At 66.1% G+C, this 17,215-nt stretch carries 13 protein-coding genes and 3 tRNA genes; 5 read left to right on the forward strand and 11 right to left on the reverse strand.

Going from position 1 to position 17,215, the window contains the following annotated elements; translation table 11 throughout:
• Positions 1 to 4: 4 nt before the first annotated feature.
• On the reverse strand, positions 5 to 529 hold the full coding sequence (locus tag ACPYIS_RS13140) for a gamma carbonic anhydrase family protein (RefSeq protein WP_299019346.1): 525 nt from the start codon (positions 527 to 529) through the stop codon (positions 5 to 7).
• A 49-nt stretch (positions 530 to 578) separates the two neighbouring features.
• On the opposite strand from ACPYIS_RS13140, the gene ACPYIS_RS13145 reads away from it, so the two are divergent.
• Positions 579 to 1,448: a ferritin-like domain-containing protein gene (locus ACPYIS_RS13145; RefSeq protein ID WP_425974124.1), complete on the forward strand. Its 870-nt coding sequence runs from the start codon at positions 579 to 581 to the stop codon at positions 1,446 to 1,448.
• A 13-nt stretch (positions 1,449 to 1,461) separates the two neighbouring features.
• On the opposite strand, the gene xerD is transcribed toward ACPYIS_RS13145, so the two are convergent.
• On the reverse strand, positions 1,462 to 2,370 hold the full coding sequence (gene xerD / locus ACPYIS_RS13150) for a site-specific tyrosine recombinase XerD (RefSeq protein WP_424858938.1): 909 nt from the start codon (positions 2,368 to 2,370) through the stop codon (positions 1,462 to 1,464).
• Here xerD and gloB point away from each other — a divergent pair, their 5' ends adjacent.
• Positions 2,371 to 3,186: a hydroxyacylglutathione hydrolase gene (gene gloB / locus ACPYIS_RS13155; RefSeq protein WP_299020030.1), complete on the forward strand. Its 816-nt coding sequence runs from the start codon at positions 2,371 to 2,373 to the stop codon at positions 3,184 to 3,186.
• 62 nt (positions 3,187 to 3,248) lie between these two features.
• Positions 3,249 to 4,877 (forward strand): transglycosylase SLT domain-containing protein, encoded by a 1,629-nt coding sequence (locus tag ACPYIS_RS13160; protein WP_425973674.1) that lies wholly within the window; start codon positions 3,249 to 3,251, stop codon positions 4,875 to 4,877.
• 123 nt (positions 4,878 to 5,000) lie between these two features.
• Here ACPYIS_RS13160 and ltrA read toward each other — a convergent pair whose 3' ends face one another.
• The 9 genes from ltrA to ACPYIS_RS13205 all read right to left on the reverse strand — a co-directional run bounded on the left by ltrA (position 5,001) and on the right by ACPYIS_RS13205 (position 14,499).
• Complete coding sequence (gene ltrA, locus ACPYIS_RS13165; RefSeq protein ID WP_424859842.1) at positions 5,001 to 6,365, reverse strand: group II intron reverse transcriptase/maturase; 1,365 nt, start codon at positions 6,363 to 6,365, stop codon at positions 5,001 to 5,003.
• A 422-nt stretch (positions 6,366 to 6,787) separates the two neighbouring features.
• Positions 6,788 to 6,863 (reverse strand) — tRNA-Gly (locus ACPYIS_RS13170).
• A gap of 37 nt (positions 6,864 to 6,900) precedes the next feature.
• Positions 6,901 to 6,974, reverse strand: a tRNA-Cys gene (locus tag ACPYIS_RS13175).
• A 62-nt stretch (positions 6,975 to 7,036) separates the two neighbouring features.
• Positions 7,037 to 7,112, reverse strand: a tRNA-Gly gene (locus ACPYIS_RS13180).
• A gap of 95 nt (positions 7,113 to 7,207) precedes the next feature.
• Entirely contained in the window at positions 7,208 to 9,628 is a 2,421-nt protein-coding gene (gene lon, locus ACPYIS_RS13185) for an endopeptidase La (RefSeq protein WP_299020034.1), read from the reverse strand.
• An 84-nt stretch (positions 9,629 to 9,712) separates the two neighbouring features.
• Positions 9,713 to 10,978: an ATP-dependent Clp protease ATP-binding subunit ClpX gene (gene clpX / locus ACPYIS_RS13190; RefSeq protein WP_424858935.1), complete on the reverse strand. Its 1,266-nt coding sequence runs from the start codon at positions 10,976 to 10,978 to the stop codon at positions 9,713 to 9,715.
• A 52-nt stretch (positions 10,979 to 11,030) separates the two neighbouring features.
• Positions 11,031 to 11,639, reverse strand: coding sequence for an ATP-dependent Clp endopeptidase proteolytic subunit ClpP (gene clpP / locus ACPYIS_RS13195; RefSeq protein WP_299020038.1), 609 nt, complete (start codon positions 11,637 to 11,639; stop codon positions 11,031 to 11,033).
• A 163-nt stretch (positions 11,640 to 11,802) separates the two neighbouring features.
• Entirely contained in the window at positions 11,803 to 13,113 is a 1,311-nt protein-coding gene (gene tig / locus ACPYIS_RS13200) for a trigger factor (protein WP_425973675.1), read from the reverse strand.
• A gap of 96 nt (positions 13,114 to 13,209) precedes the next feature.
• The gene (locus ACPYIS_RS13205) at positions 13,210 to 14,499 is read right to left on the reverse strand and encodes an SLC13 family permease (RefSeq protein WP_425973676.1); all 1,290 of its coding nucleotides are present in this window, start codon (positions 14,497 to 14,499) and stop codon (positions 13,210 to 13,212) included.
• Between the two features lie 289 nt (positions 14,500 to 14,788).
• On the opposite strand from ACPYIS_RS13205, the gene ACPYIS_RS13210 reads away from it, so the two are divergent.
• Both ACPYIS_RS13210 and repC read left to right on the forward strand, forming a co-directional pair.
• A complete protein-coding gene (locus ACPYIS_RS13210; RefSeq protein ID WP_425973677.1) occupies positions 14,789 to 15,646 on the forward strand; it encodes a helicase RepA family protein in 858 nt (285 codons plus the stop codon).
• Positions 15,633 to 16,475: a replication protein C, IncQ-type gene (repC, locus tag ACPYIS_RS13215; protein ID WP_425973678.1), complete on the forward strand. Its 843-nt coding sequence runs from the start codon at positions 15,633 to 15,635 to the stop codon at positions 16,473 to 16,475. The genes ACPYIS_RS13210 and repC overlap by 14 nt, the downstream gene beginning before the upstream one ends.
• The last annotated feature ends 740 nt before the right edge of the window (positions 16,476 to 17,215 follow it).

Raw genomic sequence — 17,215 nt, forward strand, 5'->3', positions numbered from 1 at the left:
GCCTTCACCCGATGCGCTGCAGACCGCTGGCAAAGCGCCGCGCGTTTTCGATATAGTGGCGCGCGCTCCAGCGCAAGCCTTCGATCTGCTCGGGCGTGAGCTGACGCACCACCTTCGCGGGGCTACCCAGGATCATCGATCCATCGGGGAATTCCTTGCCCTCCGTGACCAGGGCCCCCGCCCCGACCAGGCAGTGTCGGCCGATACGCGCCCCGTTGAGCACCACGGCCCCAATGCCGATCAGCGACTCGTCCCCGATCGTGCAGCCGTGCAGCATGACCTGATGCCCCACGGTCACGTATTCGCCAATCGTGAGCGGGTAGCCGATGTCCGCATGCAGCACGCTGCCGTCCTGGATGTTGCTGCCGCGCCCCACGACGATGGGGTCGGTGTCGCCACGCAACACAGCGCCAAACCACACGCTCGTGTCTTCGGCCAGTTTGACACGCCCCATGACGGCGGCGGTGTCGGCCACGAACGCCGACGGGTGGACGTCAGGCACGAGATCGTCGAGTCGATAAATGCTCATCACTACAATTGTACGGATGCGCCCGCCGCCGTCCACTGCCCACCCCCGTATGGAGCTGCGCGCCCAGGCCCTGCAGGCGTTGACCGAGACCGACCCCGACGCCAAAGTGGCGCAGGTGCAGCGCCTGTGGCGCGCGTGGGACGAGCGCATCGCCCCGGGGGCAACGGCGGGTGAGGCAGGCGACGCACCGCTGGGGATCGACCCCGATGCCACCCTGACCCCACCCCCCGACCGACCGCTGCCGGGCCGGCCGGCGCGGCCGCACTTGATCGCACCGGGTTCGGTGCCGACTCGCTCGCCCTTCACCCTCGAGGGCCACGCCGCGCTGGTGCACGCCATTTGCCATATCGAGTTCAACGCCATCAACCTGGCGTTGGACGCGGTGTGGCGCTTCGCCCGGCTGCCGCTGGCGTTCTACCAGGACTGGCTGCGCGTGGCCGCCGAAGAGGCGCACCACTTCACGCTGCTGCGCGACCATCTACGCACACTCCCCCACCCAGGCGGTTCGCGCTGGGACTACGGCGACTTCGACGCGCACGATGGGCTGTGGACTATGTGCGAGCAAACCGCAGGGGACATCGTGGCGCGCATGGCGCTGGTGCCGCGCACGCTGGAGGCGCGTGGGCTGGATGCGACGCCGCTGATTCAAGCCAAGCTGCGGCGTGCCACCACCCCCGGCGCGCCGCAGACGTGTGCCGTTTTGGACATCATCCTGCACGACGAGGTCGGCCATGTCGCGATCGGCAACCACTGGTACCGCTGGCTATGCGTGCAGGCGGGGCTAGAGCCGGTGGCGCACTACCGGCACTTGGTGCGCACCTACCGCGCGCCGCGCCTGAAACCCCCGTACAACACCGAGGCGCGTGCGCGGGCAGGCTTCAGCGCAGAGGAATTGGCCTATCTGGAGCAGGCCGTCTGACCGGCCAAGGGGTTCAGCCCCCACCGCGCGGGTGGTGGCGTGCGTGTAAGGCACGCAGGCGCTCGCGCGCGACGTGCGTGTAGATGGTGGTGGTCGAGATGTCGGTGTGCCCCAGCAACAGTTGCACCGCCCGCAGGTCGGCCCCGTGGTTGAGCAGGTGCGTCGCGAAGGCATGGCGCAGTGTGTGCGGCGACAACGGTGCCACGATCCCCGCCGCGCGCGCGTAGCGCTTGACCAGCATCCAGAACATCACCCGGCTCATGGCCGCCCCGTGGCGCTCGGTGACGAACACGTCGTCCCCCGTGCGCCCGCTCATCAGCACCGGTCGTGCCTCAGCCAAATAGCGGCGCACCCAATCGGCGGCCACGTCGCCAAAAGGCACCAGCCGTTCCTTGCTGCCCTTGCCCGTGGTGCGCAGCACCTGGTCGGCCAGGCTCACCTCGAACAGCCGCAGCGCCACCAGTTCGCTCACGCGCAGCCCGGTGGCATACATCAGCTCCAGCATCGCTCGGTCGCGCAGGCCCAGTGGCTGGGACACGTCGGGCGCAGCAAGCAACGCCTCCACCTGTGCCTCGGTGAGGGTCTTGGGCACGCGCATCAGCCGCTTGGCCGACAGCAGCGGCAGCGTGGGGTCGGCCTGCAGCAGACCCTCACGCACCGCCCAACGGTAAAAGCGCCGGAAAACCGACAGGCGGCGGTTGCTGGAACTGGCCCGGCTGCCCGGCAGGCGCTGCGCCATGTAGGCCTGTAACTCGGCCGGGCCCGCCTGCAGCAGCCCCCGGCCAGATGCCGCGAGCCACTGCCCGAACGCTTGCACATCGCTGCGGTACGCGGCCAGCGTGCGCTCGGCCAGACCGTCCTCCAGCCACAGCGCGTCCACGAAACGATCGACCAAGGCATCATCGCCGGCTATCATCGCCATATGACGATGGTACCGTGTGGCGGCCCCTCCCGCGACGAAGCCTTGTGCGTCGAGGCCCTGCCCGCCTTCCAGGACAACTACATCTGGCTGCTGCACGATGGGCAGACGGCCTGGGTCGTCGATCCTGGCGATGCCGCCGTGGTACAACGAACCCTCGCCCAGCGCAGCCTTCGGCTGCAGGGCATTTTGCTGACCCACCACCACGCCGACCACGTTGGGGGCGTCGCGGCACTGCGTGCCGCCACTGGCTGCCGCGTGCTGGGCCCCGCTGGCGAATCCCTGCCGGGCCCGGTCGAGCCACTGCACGACGGCGACGTCGTGCCTGCCCTCGGTCAGGCTTGGCGCGTGCTCGCCGTGCCCGGCCACACCGCCGGTCACATCGCCTACGTCAACGACGCACCACCCGGCACGCCGCGGTGGCTGTTCTGCGGCGACACGCTGTTTTCCGCCGGCTGCGGGCGCCTGTTCGAGGGAACGCCGGCACAAATGCTGGCGTCGCTGGACCACCTGGCGGCGCTACCCGACGACACCCGGATCTGCTGCGCCCACGAGTACACCCTGTCCAACCTGCGCTTTGCGCGCGCGGTCGAGCCGGACAATACGGCACTCGCCGCCCACACCGTCTGGTGCGAGGCCCGCCGCGCCGAAGGTGCGCCGACGCTGCCGAGCACGCTAGGCACGGAGCGCCACATCAACCCGTTTTTGCGCTGCCGGGAACCCGGCGTGCGCCGCGCGGTCCAGCAACGGGAACCCGCGGCCGACACGGATGTCGCCGTATTCGCCGCGCTGCGCCGCTGGAAAGACGGTTTTCGCTGACCGCGCGCGCCGCACCAGCGCTCGACCATGCGCCGCTGCGCCTCCTATCGACACATTGCTCCATGACGGTTCTACGACGACTCGTTTCGCTCCTGGCCACACTGACGCTCACGGCGTGCGGCACCCTGCCCACGGCCGAACCGCCCACCGCCACCCCGCAGGACCGCGCGCCTTCCCGCCCCGTGACGACCGGGGTCGGTACCCCGGTCTCTCCCATCAGCGAACCCGCCACCCGTGGCAGTGGCCCGGTTGGCGCCGTGACAGACGGCGGCCGCACGAGCGGGACGGCCAACGCGCCTTCCGCGGAACCCGTGGCGGTTGCCCCCGTGCCGAGCGTGCAACCCGTGGCCCCGGTCGTCGCCCCGACCGACCTATGGCAGCGCATGGAAAACGGCTTTGCGATGCCCGATTTGGACGAGGAGCGCGTGGCGCACTGGGAGCGTTGGTACGCCAGCCGCCCCGACTATTTGCAGCGCATGGCGGACCGCGCGAGCAAGTACCTGTTTCACATCGTCGAGGAGATCGAGCGCCGCGACCTGCCGCTAGAGCTTGCCTTGCTGCCCTTCATCGAGAGCGCCTTCAACCCGCAGGCGGTCTCGCACGCCAAGGCAGCCGGCATGTGGCAGTTCATGCCGGCCACCGGCAAGCACTTCGACCTGAAGCAAAACGCGTTTCGCGACGACCGACGCGACGTGCTGGCATCGACCCGCGCCGCGCTGGACTACCTCGAGCGGCTGTACCGTATGTTTGGCGACTGGCATCTGGCATTGGCCGCCTACAACTGGGGCGAGGGCAACGTGCAACGCGCCATCCGCCGCAACCAAGCCGCGGGCCTGCCGACCGGCTACCTCGATCTGCGCATGCCGGATGAGACCCGTCACTACGTGCCCAAGCTGCAGGCGATGAAAAACCTGGTGCGGGCACGAGGACAACGCCACGTGGCACTGCCCACGATCGGCAACCACCCGTTTTTCGACACCGTGCGCATCGAGCGCGACATCGATGTCGCGCTCATCGCCCGGCTGGCCGACGTCTCCGAAGCCGACTTCCACACGCTCAACCCCGCGCACAACAAACCGGTGATCATGGCGGCGGGCACACCTGAGATCTTGCTGCCGTGGGACAACGCGCTGCGCTTCACCGAACGGCTGGCGCGTCACCAGGGGCCACTGGCCAGCTGGACCGCGTGGCGCGTACCGCGCGACATGAGCCCCGCCCAGGCAGCGCAGCAGGTGGGCTGGGACGAGGCCGCGCTGCGCCAAACCAATCGCATCCCACCGCGCATGCGACTCAAAGCGGGCTCCACGATTTTGGTGCCACGCGAAGGCAAGCTCGACCGCGACGTACCCGAGCAACTCGCCGACCATGGGCAGCTGATGCTCGCGCCCGATCGGCCTGCCACCCGCACGGTCCGCATCCAGGCGCGCAAGGGCGACACCATCGCCAGCCTGGCCCAACGGCACCGGGTGCGGGCGGCGGATCTGGTGGCGTGGAACGGCTTGGCCCCGAACGCGCGCCTGCGCGCAGGCCAGACGCTGGAAATCCAGGTGCCTGTGGCGCGCCCAGCCACCCGGAACGCGACGGCGCGCACCAGTGACAAAGCCCGACGCACGCAGGCCAAGGCGCCTGCTCAGGCGCGCCCGCCCGCGACACGGGTCGCGCGTGTGCCGCAAAAATCCCGTTCGAACTGAGGTGCCACGGGGCCCGCGGTGGCCCCAAAGCCAATCGAGATAGGGGCGGTCAGGATACCTGACCGGGCCCCTCCCACACCACCCGGCATGCGGGTCCGCACCGGGCGGTTCGAGAAGTTGAGGTCATGAGAGACGGGGAACGCCAAGTTTGTCGAAGTAGGCAATGGTCAGCACCCGGTTGAGCTCGCCCGCGCTATTCCGCCACCAGCAGCGGGAATTGCCTGCCACCCGCTTTGCCACGTGTTCGGACGCGCCTAGGTTGAGCAGTTCCCGGTAGATCGTGCTACCCCGCTTCCAGTGCTTGAGGTGGATCGCCCGTAGTCGGTGGCGCAGCCATTCGTCCAGCGATCGCCAGACGCCCGGTGTTTGCGCCAGCCCAAAGTAGGCTTTCCATCCCAACAGATAAGGTTTCAGTCGCTCAATGACCTCCGCCATGCTGCGTCCGCCTGAGCGCCGGGTCAGTTGCCTCACCCGCTGCTTGAACGTCGCCATCGGCTTGTCGGCCACCCTGCGCTTGACGCCCTCCTTGCCAAACCAGAAGCTGTAGCCCAAGAACTTCCTTCCCTTGACGCTGGCCACCGCACTCTTGGCTTCATTGATCTTGAGCCTCAGCTTGCCGTAACACTTGCGCAGCAGCGCCATGACCCGTTCGCCAGCTTTCCGACTACGGACATAGACGTTGCAGTCGTCGGCATAGCGCGCAAAGCAGTGGCCGTGCTTCTCCAGTACCTTATCCACTTCGTCCAGCATCACATTCGCCAGCAGCGGCGACAGCGGCCCACCTTGCGGCGTGCCTTGATACCGCTCAAACACTACGCCATCGCTCATGATGCCGCTGTTCAGGTACGCCCGTATCAGCCGAATGATTCCAGCATCGTCGATGCGTTTCCGTAGGCGGTCGATGAGGATGTCGTGGTTGACTCGATCAAAGAATTTCTCCAGATCGACATCAACCACGATCTTCCGTCCGGACTGGATGTAGCCCTGCGCCGCCAGTATCGCGTCGTGGGCTCGTCGGCCCGGCCGGAAGCCGTAGCTGCACTCGCTGAATGTCGGGTCAAGTAGCGGTTGCAGCACTTGCAGCAGTGCTTGCTGGATCAGCCGATCCGTGACCGTCGGAATGCCGAGCTCGCGCTCGCCACCGTCCGGCTTCGGGATCGTTACCCGTCGTACCGGACTGGGCCGGTACCTCCCCTGCAGCAGTTGTTCCCGAATCAATGGCCACGCCGTCACCAGATGGCGGGCGGTCTGGTCAATGTCCAGCCCATCCACGCCGGCTGCGCCTTTGTTGGCTTTGACTCTCTTCCATGCTCGCCGCAGGTTCTCTCTCGCCAGAACCGCTTGCAGCAGTCCCGGCCCTGTGCTCTCGGTGTCCCGTCGCGGGCCGGCCGCTTCGTCGCTGACAGGTTCCCGCCCGGCTTCACCGTGCGCTACCCCCGCCCGCTCTGCTTGCGCAGACTTCTGACGCCTTGCTTCCAGCATCGACATGGTCTCAAGCACTCCTTCTCGTTCGGCCCTTCGCCCACGACTGGCAGCTACTATGGCCTCTGCTGACTTCTCGCTCCGTGTCACCACGTCGCCCTTTCAGGCATAAGGCGAGATCTCCCCGGGTAAGAACGCACTCCTTCACTGCACAACCGCCGGATTTACGCCGCTTCGCCTTGATCACGAGAGCTTCGCGGATTCATGCCCGCTCGCCCTGCTCGGCAGCGCCTTCTATCCGGTTCTTGTCCATCGGCTCGCAGTTTCGCTCCACGCTTCCTCCCCACACTCGGTCGCCCTCATGCAGTTGCGCTTCGCTTCGTTCGCTGTGATCAACTTACGGTGGGACTTTCACCCACAAGAGTGCGCCCGTGCCGGGCGCACAAGAAAAAAAGGCAAGCCACCTGACTTGCCTTTGCATCCAACGATGGAGCGGGAAACGAGTCTCGAACTCGCGACCTCAACCTTGGCAAGGTTGCGCTCTACCAACTGAGCTATTCCCGCCTGGCACGACCCGTCACCAACAGGCCGTGACCGATCTTGGAGGCGCGGGCCGGAGTCGAACCGACCTACTCGGATTTGCAATCCGGTGCATAACCGCTTTGCTACCGCGCCGTGACCGGTTCTACCCGGCAGACCGCCGGTTGGAGCCACTGAATACCCAGCGACCCAAAATCTGGAGCGGGAAACGAGTCTCGAACTCGCGACCTCAACCTTGGCAAGGTTGCGCTCTACCAACTGAGCTATTCCCGCAGGATTTTCAAACTTCAGCGACGTTGTCGTCGCGCCGTCTGAAGCCATTATTCTATACCAAAAATCGGCCGCTTCTGATGCGGGGTCGGCGCCGCTCAATGCGTGACCGCCGGTGGCTCGACCCCGGCTGCCGCGGGCTCGACCACTGCTGGCACCGCTTCCGGCAGCGGCTGCGGCATGCGCTCCAGCGCCAACTCCAACACGCGGTCGATCCACTTCACCGGCACGATCTCCAGCCCTTGCTTGACGTTGTCGGGGATCTCGGCCAAGTCTTTGACATTGTCCTCGGGGATGAGCACGGTGCGAATGCCGCCACGCAGCGCAGCCAGCAGCTTCTCTTTGAGGCCACCGATGGCCGTGACCTCGCCGCGCAGCGTGATCTCGCCCGTCATGGCGACGTCCGCCCGCACCGGGATGCCGGTCAGCGCCGACACCATGGCCGTCGTCATCGCAATACCCGCGCTCGGGCCATCCTTGGGCGTGGCACCGTCGGGCACGTGGATGTGGATATCCTTTTTCTCGAACATCTCGTCGGGAATGCCCAGCCGCTGCGAGCGGCTGCGCACCACGGTGCGCGCGGCCTCGACCGACTCTTTCATCACGTCACCCAGCGAACCGGTGCGGATGACGTTGCCCTTGCCCGGCATGATCGCCGCCTCGATGGTGAGCAGATCGCCCCCCACCTCCGTCCATGCCAGGCCCACCACCTGGCCGACCTGGTTTTGCTGTTCCGCGCGGCCATAGGTGTATTTGCGCACGCCCAAAAAGTCGGCCAGGTTGTCTGGCGTGACGACGACGGGCTTTTGCATCTTGCCCAGCAGCAACCCCTTGACCACCTTGCGACAGATGCGCGAGATTTCGCGCTCCAGCGCGCGCACACCGGCCTCGCGTGTGTAGTAGCGCACGATGTCGCGTACCGCGGCCTCGGTCACCTCCAGCTCGTCGTCCTTGACCCCGTTGTTGGCGCGCTGCTTGGGCAGCAGGTAGCGCAGCGCGATGGCGACCTTTTCGTCCTCGGTGTAGCCCGACAGGCGGATGACCTCCATGCGGTCCAGCAGCGCCGGCGGGATATTGAGCGAGTTGGACGTGGCCACGAACATCACGTCCGACAGGTCGAAGTCGAGCTCGACGTAGTGGTCCTGGAAGGTGTGGTTCTGCTCGGGATCGAGCACCTCCAGGAGGGCCGACGCCGGGTCACCGCGGAAGTCCATGCCCAGCTTGTCGATCTCGTCGAGCAAGAACAGCGGGTTGCGCACCCCCACCTTGGTGAGGTTTTGCAACACTTTGCCGGGCAAGGCGCCGATGTAGGTACGGCGATGGCCTCGGATTTCGGCCTCGTCGCGCATGCCGCCCAGCGCCATGCGCACATATTTGCGCCCGGTGGCCTTCGCGATGGACTGGCCCAGCGATGTCTTGCCCACGCCCGGCGGGCCCACGAGACACAGAATGGGCGCCTTGACCTTATCCACCCGTTGTTGTACCGCCAGGTACTCCAGGATGCGCTCCTTGACTTTCTCCAACCCGTGGTGGTCGGCGTTGAGCACCTCCTCCGCATACGCCAGGTCGTGGCGCACCTTGGTCTTTTTGCTCCAGGGCAGGTTGACCAGCACGTCGATGTAGTTGCGCACCACGGTGGCCTCGGCCGACATGGGCGACATCAGCCGCAGCTTCTTGAGCTCGGCTTCGGCTTTCTTGCGCGCCTCCTTGGGCATGCGCGCGGCCTTGATTTTTTTCTCGAGTTCCTCCAGATCGGCGCCCTCTTCGCCCTCACCGAGCTCTTTCTGGATGGCCTTGACCTGCTCGTTGAGGTAGAACTCGCGCTGGTTCTTCTCCATCTGGCGCTTGACGCGCCCGCGGATGCGCCGGTCGACGTTGAGGATCTCGACCTCGGCCTCGAGCTGCGCGAACAGGTTTTCCAGCCGCGCCACCAGTTGCTCCAGGTCGAGCACGCTTTGCTTGGCCTCGAGCTTGAGCGGCAGGTGCGCCGCGATGGTGTCGGCCAGCCGCCCCGGATCGTCGATGCTGGCGATCGAGGTCAGGATCTCGGCCGGAATCTTCTTGTTGAGCTTGACGTACTGGTCGAACTGCTGCATCACGGCGCGGCGCAGCGCCTCGAGCTCGGTCGGGTCCACCCCGCGCTGCTCCGCCTCGGCATCGACCGGCAGCACGTTGGCCGAAAAGTGCGCTTCGCCCTCCTCGACCTGCAGCACCTTGGCGCGCTGCACCCCCTCGACCAGCACCTTCACGGTACCGTCGGGCAGCTTGAGCATTTGCAGGATGCTGGCCACACACCCCATCTCGAACAGGTCACCGGGCTTGGGCTCGTCCTTGGCCGCGGTCTTTTGGGCCACCAGCACGATGCGCCGCTCGTGCGCCATCGCGGCCTCGAGCGCCTTGATGCTCTTGGGCCGCCCCACGAACAGCGGGATGACCATGTGGGGAAATACCACCACGTCGCGCAGCGGCAACAGCGGCAGCTCGACGGGCTGGGGGGGAAGCGGGGTTTGTCCGGACATGGAAGGGTTCCTTTCTCGCGGCACAGTTGGGGGCGGCGAAGCCGGACTTCAAGCGCCCCGTGCGCCCGGCGCCGGGATACGCGCTCAGGCCTGCTTGGCCGCTTCGCGGTAGACGAGCAACGGGGCCTTGCCCTCGGTGATGGTGGCTTCTTCCACCACCACGCGCTCGACGTTGCGCAGACTGGGTAACTCGAACATGGTATCCATGAGCGCCTGCTCGAGGATCGAGCGCAGGCCGCGCGCGCCGGTCTTGCGCTGCAGCGCCTTGCGCGCGATCGCTCGCAGGGCGGCGGGTCGCACTTCCAGTTCGACCCCCTCCATCGCAAACAGTTCGGCAAATTGTTTGACGACCGCGTTCTTGGGCACGGTCAGGATATCGACCAGCGCGTCTTCGGTCAGCTCGGCCAGCGCGGTGACGACCGGCAGGCGACCCACCAACTCAGGAATCAACCCGTAGCGCACCAGGTCGTCCGGCTCCACCTGGGCAAACAGCTCGGTGACCGGGCGCTCGCGCTTGCTGCGCACCGCCGCGCCAAACCCGATGCCCGAGGCTTCGGTGCGCTGCTCGATGATCTTCTCCAACCCCGCAAAGGCGCCACCGCAGATGAACAGGATATTGGTCGTGTCCACCTGCAGCATGTCCTGGTTGGGATGCTTGCGACCGCCCTGGGGCGGCACGCTGGCCACCGTGCCCTCGATCAGCTTGAGCAACGCTTGCTGCACCCCCTCGCCCGAGACATCGCGCGTGATCGAGGGGTTTTCCGACTTGCGCGTGATTTTGTCGATCTCGTCGATGTAGACGATGCCGCGCTGGGCTTTTTGCACGTCGTAGTCACACGTCTGCAGCAGCTTGGCGATGATGTTTTCCACGTCCTCGCCCACGTAACCGGCCTCGGTCAGCGTGGTGGCGTCGGCCATCACGAACGGCACGTCGAGCTTGCGCGCCAGTGTGGACGCCAGCAGCGTCTTGCCCGAACCGGTGGGGCCGATGAGCAGAATGTTGCTTTTGGCCAGCTCGACGCCGCTCTTTTTCACTTCATCGTTGTGGCGCAACCGCTTGTAGTGGTTGTACACGGCCACCGCCAGCGTCTTTTTGGCGGCTTCCTGCCCGATCACATACTGGTCCAGGTGGGCCTTGATCTCGGCCGGCGTGGGCAGCGTGTCGGTGACGGTTGGCGCGCCCAGCTCGGTGCCGGCCGTCTCGTCGCGGATGATGTCGTTGCACAGGTCGATGCACTCGTCGCAGATGAAGACCGATGGCCCTGCGATGAGCTTTTTGACCTCGTGCTGGCTCTTGCCGCAAAACGAGCAATACAGGGTCTTGTCGCGGCTGCCTTTTTTCTCGGCCATGGGTGGTGCGTTGCCTTGCGTAGCGTTGGATGGGATGGCGGGGACGGCGGTATCAGGCGCGCTTGTCGATGACTTTGTCGACCAAGCCGTACTGCGCCGCTTCGGTCGCCGACATGAAGTAGTCACGCTCGGTGTCGCGCTCGATTTTCTCCAGCGGCTGGCCGGTGCGCTCGCTCAAGATACGGTTGAGGTCGGCACGCAGGCGCAGAATCTCGCGCGCGTGGATTTCGATGTCCGTCGCTTGGCCCTGCGCCCCGCCCAGCGGCTGGTGGATCATGACGCGCGAGTTGGGCAGGGCGAAGCGCTTGCCCTTGGCACCCGCCGCCAACAGGAACGCCCCCATGCTGGCCGCCATGCCGATGCACAGCGTCGAGACGTCGGGCTTGATGAAGTTCATGGTATCGAAGATCGCCATGCCGGCGCTGACCGAGCCGCCCGGCGAGTTGATGTAGAGCGAAATGTCCTTGTCGGGATTTTCGCTCTCCAAAAACAGCAACTGGGCGACCACCAGGTTGGCCGTTTGGTCGTTGACCGGGCCGACCAGAAAGACGACCCGCTCCTTCAGGAGGCGGGAGTAGATATCGTAGGCGCGCTCGCCCCGGCCCGATTGCTCGATGACCATCGGGACCAGGCCTAGGTTCTTTGCATCCAATGCGCTCATGCGTCGTTTCGCTCCGAGAAAGTCGAAGAGGGTGTTCGGGGTCTTACTGTAACCGCTCCCGGCACTTTGCGATGCGGACCCAACGAAAAGGGCGGACCGCGTCCGCCCTCCACCGCTATCGCCGCCCCCCCCACGAGGGGCGTGCGCCAGCACCGTCGACGCGTCAGCCTTGGCCCATCAGCTCGGCAAAGTCGATGCGTTTGGGCGTCACTTTGGCCTGGCTGAAGATATGGTCGGCCACGTTGTTTTCCAGCACGATGGCCTCGATCTCGGCCATGCGCTCGGGGTTGGACTGGTACCAACGCACGACCTCTTCCGGGTACTCGTAGGAGGCCGCCAGCTCGCGCAGGTGCGCGTCGATCTGCTCGGGCGTGGCGCGCAGATCGTTGGCCTTGATCAGCTCGGCCACCACCAGGCCCAGGCGCACACGGCGCTCGGCCTGCGACTGGAACAGCTCGCGCGGAATCGGGGCCTTGTCCGCATCTTTGATGCCGCGCTGCTTGAGGTCGTTGCGCGCGCCCTCGACCAGGCGGTCGATCTCGGCCTCGATCGCCGATTTGGGCAAATCCAGCTCAGCCGCGGCGGCCAGCGCGTCCAGCGCCGCCGTCTTGTTGCGCGCCTGTAGACGGAACCTGACCTCGCGCTCGAGGTTGCGGCGGATGTCGGCGCGCAGCGCCTCCATCGTGCCCTCTTCGATGCCGAGCGAGCGGATGAACGCCTCGTCGATCTCCGGCAACTGCTGCTGCTCGATACCCTTGACCGTGACCAGGAAGTCTGCGGTCTTGCCGGCGACTTCCTTGCCGTGGTAGTCGGCAGGGAACGCGAGCGGGAAGGTCTTGGACTCGCCCACCTTCATACCCAGCACGGCATCTTCGAACTCCTTGAGCATCTGGCCCTCGCCGAGCACGAAGCGGAAGTCGCTGGCCTTGCCGCCTTCGAACGGCTCGCCGTCGATCTTGCCCTCGAAGTCGATCGTCACGCGATCCCCGGCCTGCGCGGCTTCGCCCTCGGCGCGCGGGGTGAACGTGCGGCGCTGCTTGCGCAAAATCTCCAGCGTGCGCTCGATCGCGGCCTCGTCCACCTCGGCCTCGAGCTTCTCGAGCTCGACCGCCGACAGGTCGCCGAGCTTGACTTCGGGAAACACCTCGAACACCGCCTCGAACGCCACCACCCCCTCGGGCGCGCCGTCCTTCTCGCTGATGCGGGGCTGACCCGCGACGCGCAGCTGGGCCTCGGCAATCGCGGCGTTGAACGCCTGCCCGACCTGGTCGTTCATCACCTCGTACTGCACCGAGTAGCCGTAGCGCTGCGCCACCACCGACAACGGCACTTTGCCGGGCCGAAAACCATCCATCTTGACCTGGCGCTGCAGCCGCTTCAGACGGGCGTCCACCTCTTTCTGGATCGCCTCGAGCGGCAGCTCGAGCGTGATCTTGCGCTCGAGCTTGTCCAGGGTTTCGACATTGACTGCCATGATTGCTCCTGTGGTTCGAAAACGGGCCTGTCCGCCGGACAAATCCCAAAAGTCGGCGCTGCGCGAATCGGTCGATCCGGCTGCAGCGGGCAAACTTCACATTGTAGCGAAGCCCGTCCAGGCCGCCAGCGCCTGCCAGCCCCACCACGCCAGCAAGCTGATGACGGTGGCGGGCACGCCGATGGCCGCATGTCGCCGCCAGTCGAGCGTGATGCCGTCGCGCTGCGCCAGATCGGCCACGATCAAATTGGCGATCGACCCCACCAACAGCAGGTTGCCTGCATAGGTGCTGACCAGCGCCAGCGTGACGCCCTGATCGTGCCCCTGCAGGTGCGGCAGCAGCAGCATGACCGCCGGCACGTTGGACACCAGGTTGGACAACGTCACACCCGCCACGGCCAGCACGAGCGGATCAGCCAGCGCGATGCCGCGCGCCGCCAAGGCAGCGACGGCCTGCGCCGCCAACCCCGTACCCTCGAAGCCGTGGTTGACGATGAACAGCCCGGCAAACAGCAGCAGCAACGGCCAGTCGACCAGCCCCATGACCTGCGCCGAGTGCAAACGGCGACTCAGCAGCAAGATGCCCGCGGCGACCAGCGCCGCCACCTCGTGGGGCCAGTCGGTGAACAAAAACACCATCAGCAGCACCCCTGCCACCAGCAGCCCTTTGGTGGATTGCCACCGGTCGAACGCTGGCGTATCGAGATCGACCCCAGCAGCCGCCCCCGTCAGCGGACGGAGTGGCACGGTCGGCGTGGCGCCGGTGCGCAACCGCCAGGCCATGAATGCCCACAGCCCGGCAAGCGCCAGCAGCACCGGTGGCAATGCCGCACGCACATAGGCGCCGAACGGAATTCCCATGACGGAGCCGATGAGCATGTTCTGAGGATTGCCGATCAACGTGGCGGCCGAACCGATGTTGGCGGCACAAGCCACCGCCACCAGCCACGGCACCGGATCCCAGCCGCGCTGCCACGCCATGCGCACGACGACCGGTGTGACCGCCAGGCACACCACGTCGTTGGAAAACACGGCCGACAGCGCCGCCACCACCACCAGCAGCGCGCCCATGAGCGCCGTCGGCGCCAGCGGCCAGCCACCGACGGCCCGGGTGACGGCGGTGTAGAAGCCCCCGAGCCGCATCTGCGCCGACAGCACCATGAACGCGAACAGCAGCACCAGCGTCGGCAGGTCGATGGCCGCGGCGGCCTCCTCGACGGACCAGCCGTTGACCGCGATCATGGCGATGGCCCCAAGCACCGCCACCCCGGAGCGGTCCAGCTTGAGCCGCGGCAAGCCCCCCAGGAACATGCCGAGATAAACGATGGCGAACACGGCGACCGTGGCAACGGGGTGCCAATCGGGCGCTGGCACAAAGTCAATCATGCGGGCGTCAGACAGAGGGGGGATTGGGCCGTTGGTGCGCGGGGGGAGCATCACCCATCTTGAAAAATCAAGGCCTTAGCTCGCTGTTGCGTATTTTCTGCGGACTGCCGCGCACCTGAAGCCACAGCTGCCGCAAAGCTCGGCACGAACTTTACCACCCAGAGGCCAACCGCCCCGCGCCCCTTGCCTTGCCCCATCCCGGCGCCCCAGGGCACCCCTTGGCCCTTTTTTGTTCCACCTCTTTCTCTACGGGACGCAGGCGGCGTGCCTGCGTTACCGAGAGAGTGCGATGGCTATTGACATCATGGCGGCATTTACTCAGGAGCCGCCCGAACTTGACTTCATCTGGCCGGGCTTTCTGGCTGGCACCGTGGGCGCACTGGTGGCCCCCGGCGCCACCGGCAAGAGCTTTTGGGCGCTGCAGGCGGCGATGGCCGTGGCATGCAACGCGCCTGGCGGCGACTTGCTGGGGCTGGCGCCCAAGCACACCGGGCAGGTGATGTATTTCGCAGGCGAAGACCCCAAGCCGGTGCTGGTGCGGCGGTTGCACGCTATGGGCAGGCATTTGAGCGAAGTCGCGCGGGAAGCCATCGCCGAAAACCTGACGATCGAGCCGATCCTGGGCAAGCGCCTCAACATCATGGATGAGGCGCAGCTGGCAGCCATCGTGGATCAATGCGCCAACACCCGGCTTATCGTGCTGGACACCTTGAGCCGCATCCACACGCTCGACGAGAACAGCAACGGCGACATGGCGCGGCTGGTGACCACGCTGGAGTACCTGGCCGCGCAGACCGGCGCAGCGGTGCTGTTCCTGCACCACGTCAACAAAAACAGCACCCGCGAAGGCCAGGCCGACCAGCAGCAGGCCGCGCGCGGCGCCTCCGCCCTCATCGACAACGTCCGCTGGTGCGGCTACGTGGCGCGCATGACCGAGGAGGAAGCGCAGCACTGGAGCGATCGCTCAGACCTGCGCCCGATCGGCGAGGAGCGGCGGGGCTATTTCGTGCGGTCCGGCACCAGCAAGCAGAACTACGACGAGCCGCAGCCCGAGCGCTGGTACTGCAGGCACGAGGGCGGCGTGCTGCTGCCGGTCGATTTGTTCAAGGCTGGCGGCAAGAAGGGAGGTCGCCGTGACGAAGCATGAACTGACGCACGCGCGGCTTGACAGGGCGCACTGCCTTGCGCCGGGGCTGTTTCGCAGCCTCAAGCGCGGCGAACGCAAGCACGCGAAGCTGCACGTGGTGTACGACTGCGGCGATGGGCGACGCATCGAGTTCAGCGGCCCAGAGCCGCTCGGCGCCGACGACTTGCGCGTGCTGCAGGGGCTGGTGGCGATGGCAGGCCCCGAAGGCCTCGTGCTGACACCAGAGTCCAAGACCGAGGCTGGGCAGCAAGCCCGGCAGGCCTTGGAACTCAAGTGGGATGCCGTCCGGCAAAACGCCCTGGTGGTCAAGGGAAGCTATCGGGCGCTGGCGCGCGAGATTGGCTACGCCGACCCGGACGACTCGCGAGCTATCCGCGAATGCATCGAGCGGCTCTGGAAGGTATCCATCATCGCGCAGGCGGGCAGTAAGCGGATGGGCTTTCGGCTGCTGTCGGACTACGCAAGCGATGAGCAGGACGGCAAGCTGTTCGTGGCGCTCAACCCGATGATCGCGCTTGCCGTCATCGGCGGGGGGCATCACGCCCGCATCGACATGGCCGAAGTACGGGCGCTGCGCACCGACCCCGCACGACTGATCCACCAGCGGCTGTGCGGATGGATCGACCCAGGCAAGTCCCGGCGGGTGGAGCTTGACACGCTGTGCGGCTATGTCTGGCCGGACCAAGCCTCACCCGAGGCGATGAAGAAGCGGCGGCAGACCGCCCGCAAGGCGCTGGCCGAGCTCGAAGCGCTGGGTTGGCAGGTGACCGAGTACGCGCGCAACAAGTGGGAGATCAAGCGGCCAGCCAAGCCTCACCCCCCTGGATAACTTTCCCCAACCCCCCGGATAACTTTCCCCAACCCCCCGGATAACTTTCCCCAACCCCCTGGATAACTTTCCCCACCCCCCTGGATAACTTTCCCCACCCCCCCTGGATTTATGCAGAAAAAACAAGTACTTAGCTCGACACCGGAAATCCTTCTAAGACTCTCTAAGAGTCTCTAGCATGCGCGGCCACAGCCGCCGCTTTTGGCGGCGTCTGGGCCTTGCAGTAGGGCCGCCCCTTCGGGGCGGGGGAAGGGGGCAAGAGAAGGTGGTTGAGCGGGAGAGAGGGGGTGGTGGTGAGCAGTGAGGTGGTTGGATGGCCAACAGCCCGCAACCTTCCTTTGCCCCCGTCCCCGCGCGCAGCGCGGCACCCATACCTCCCGAGCGCCAGCAGCGTAGCTTGCTGGCGATGATGCTGGAGCGCAGCTGGCTGCAGGACCGCGGTGGCCGCAGAAGCGCTTTAGCGGGCCGGTAGAGCGGTTTTTTTGTGGTGTAGCTGGGGTGGTAGCCTCGCGCCCCAAAAATCGCTCTACGGCCCGTTTAGGGCCGTTTGCAGCCATCGGCGGCGGCGGGGCGGTGGTGCGCAGCGGCGGTGGCAGGCCCGGGACCGGGCTGGATGTCGGGCGGCGGCCTGTATTTTCGTCACGCGTTACGTAATAAACTATCGCAACATCGCGCATGATGAAAATAAATCATCATCTTGGCCGCCCTATTTTCGTAACACGTGATAAAATACATGCACG

The organism is Tepidimonas sp. HKU78 (genome assembly GCF_049860815.1).
Lineage (GTDB): Bacteria > Pseudomonadota > Gammaproteobacteria > Burkholderiales > Burkholderiaceae_C > Tepidimonas.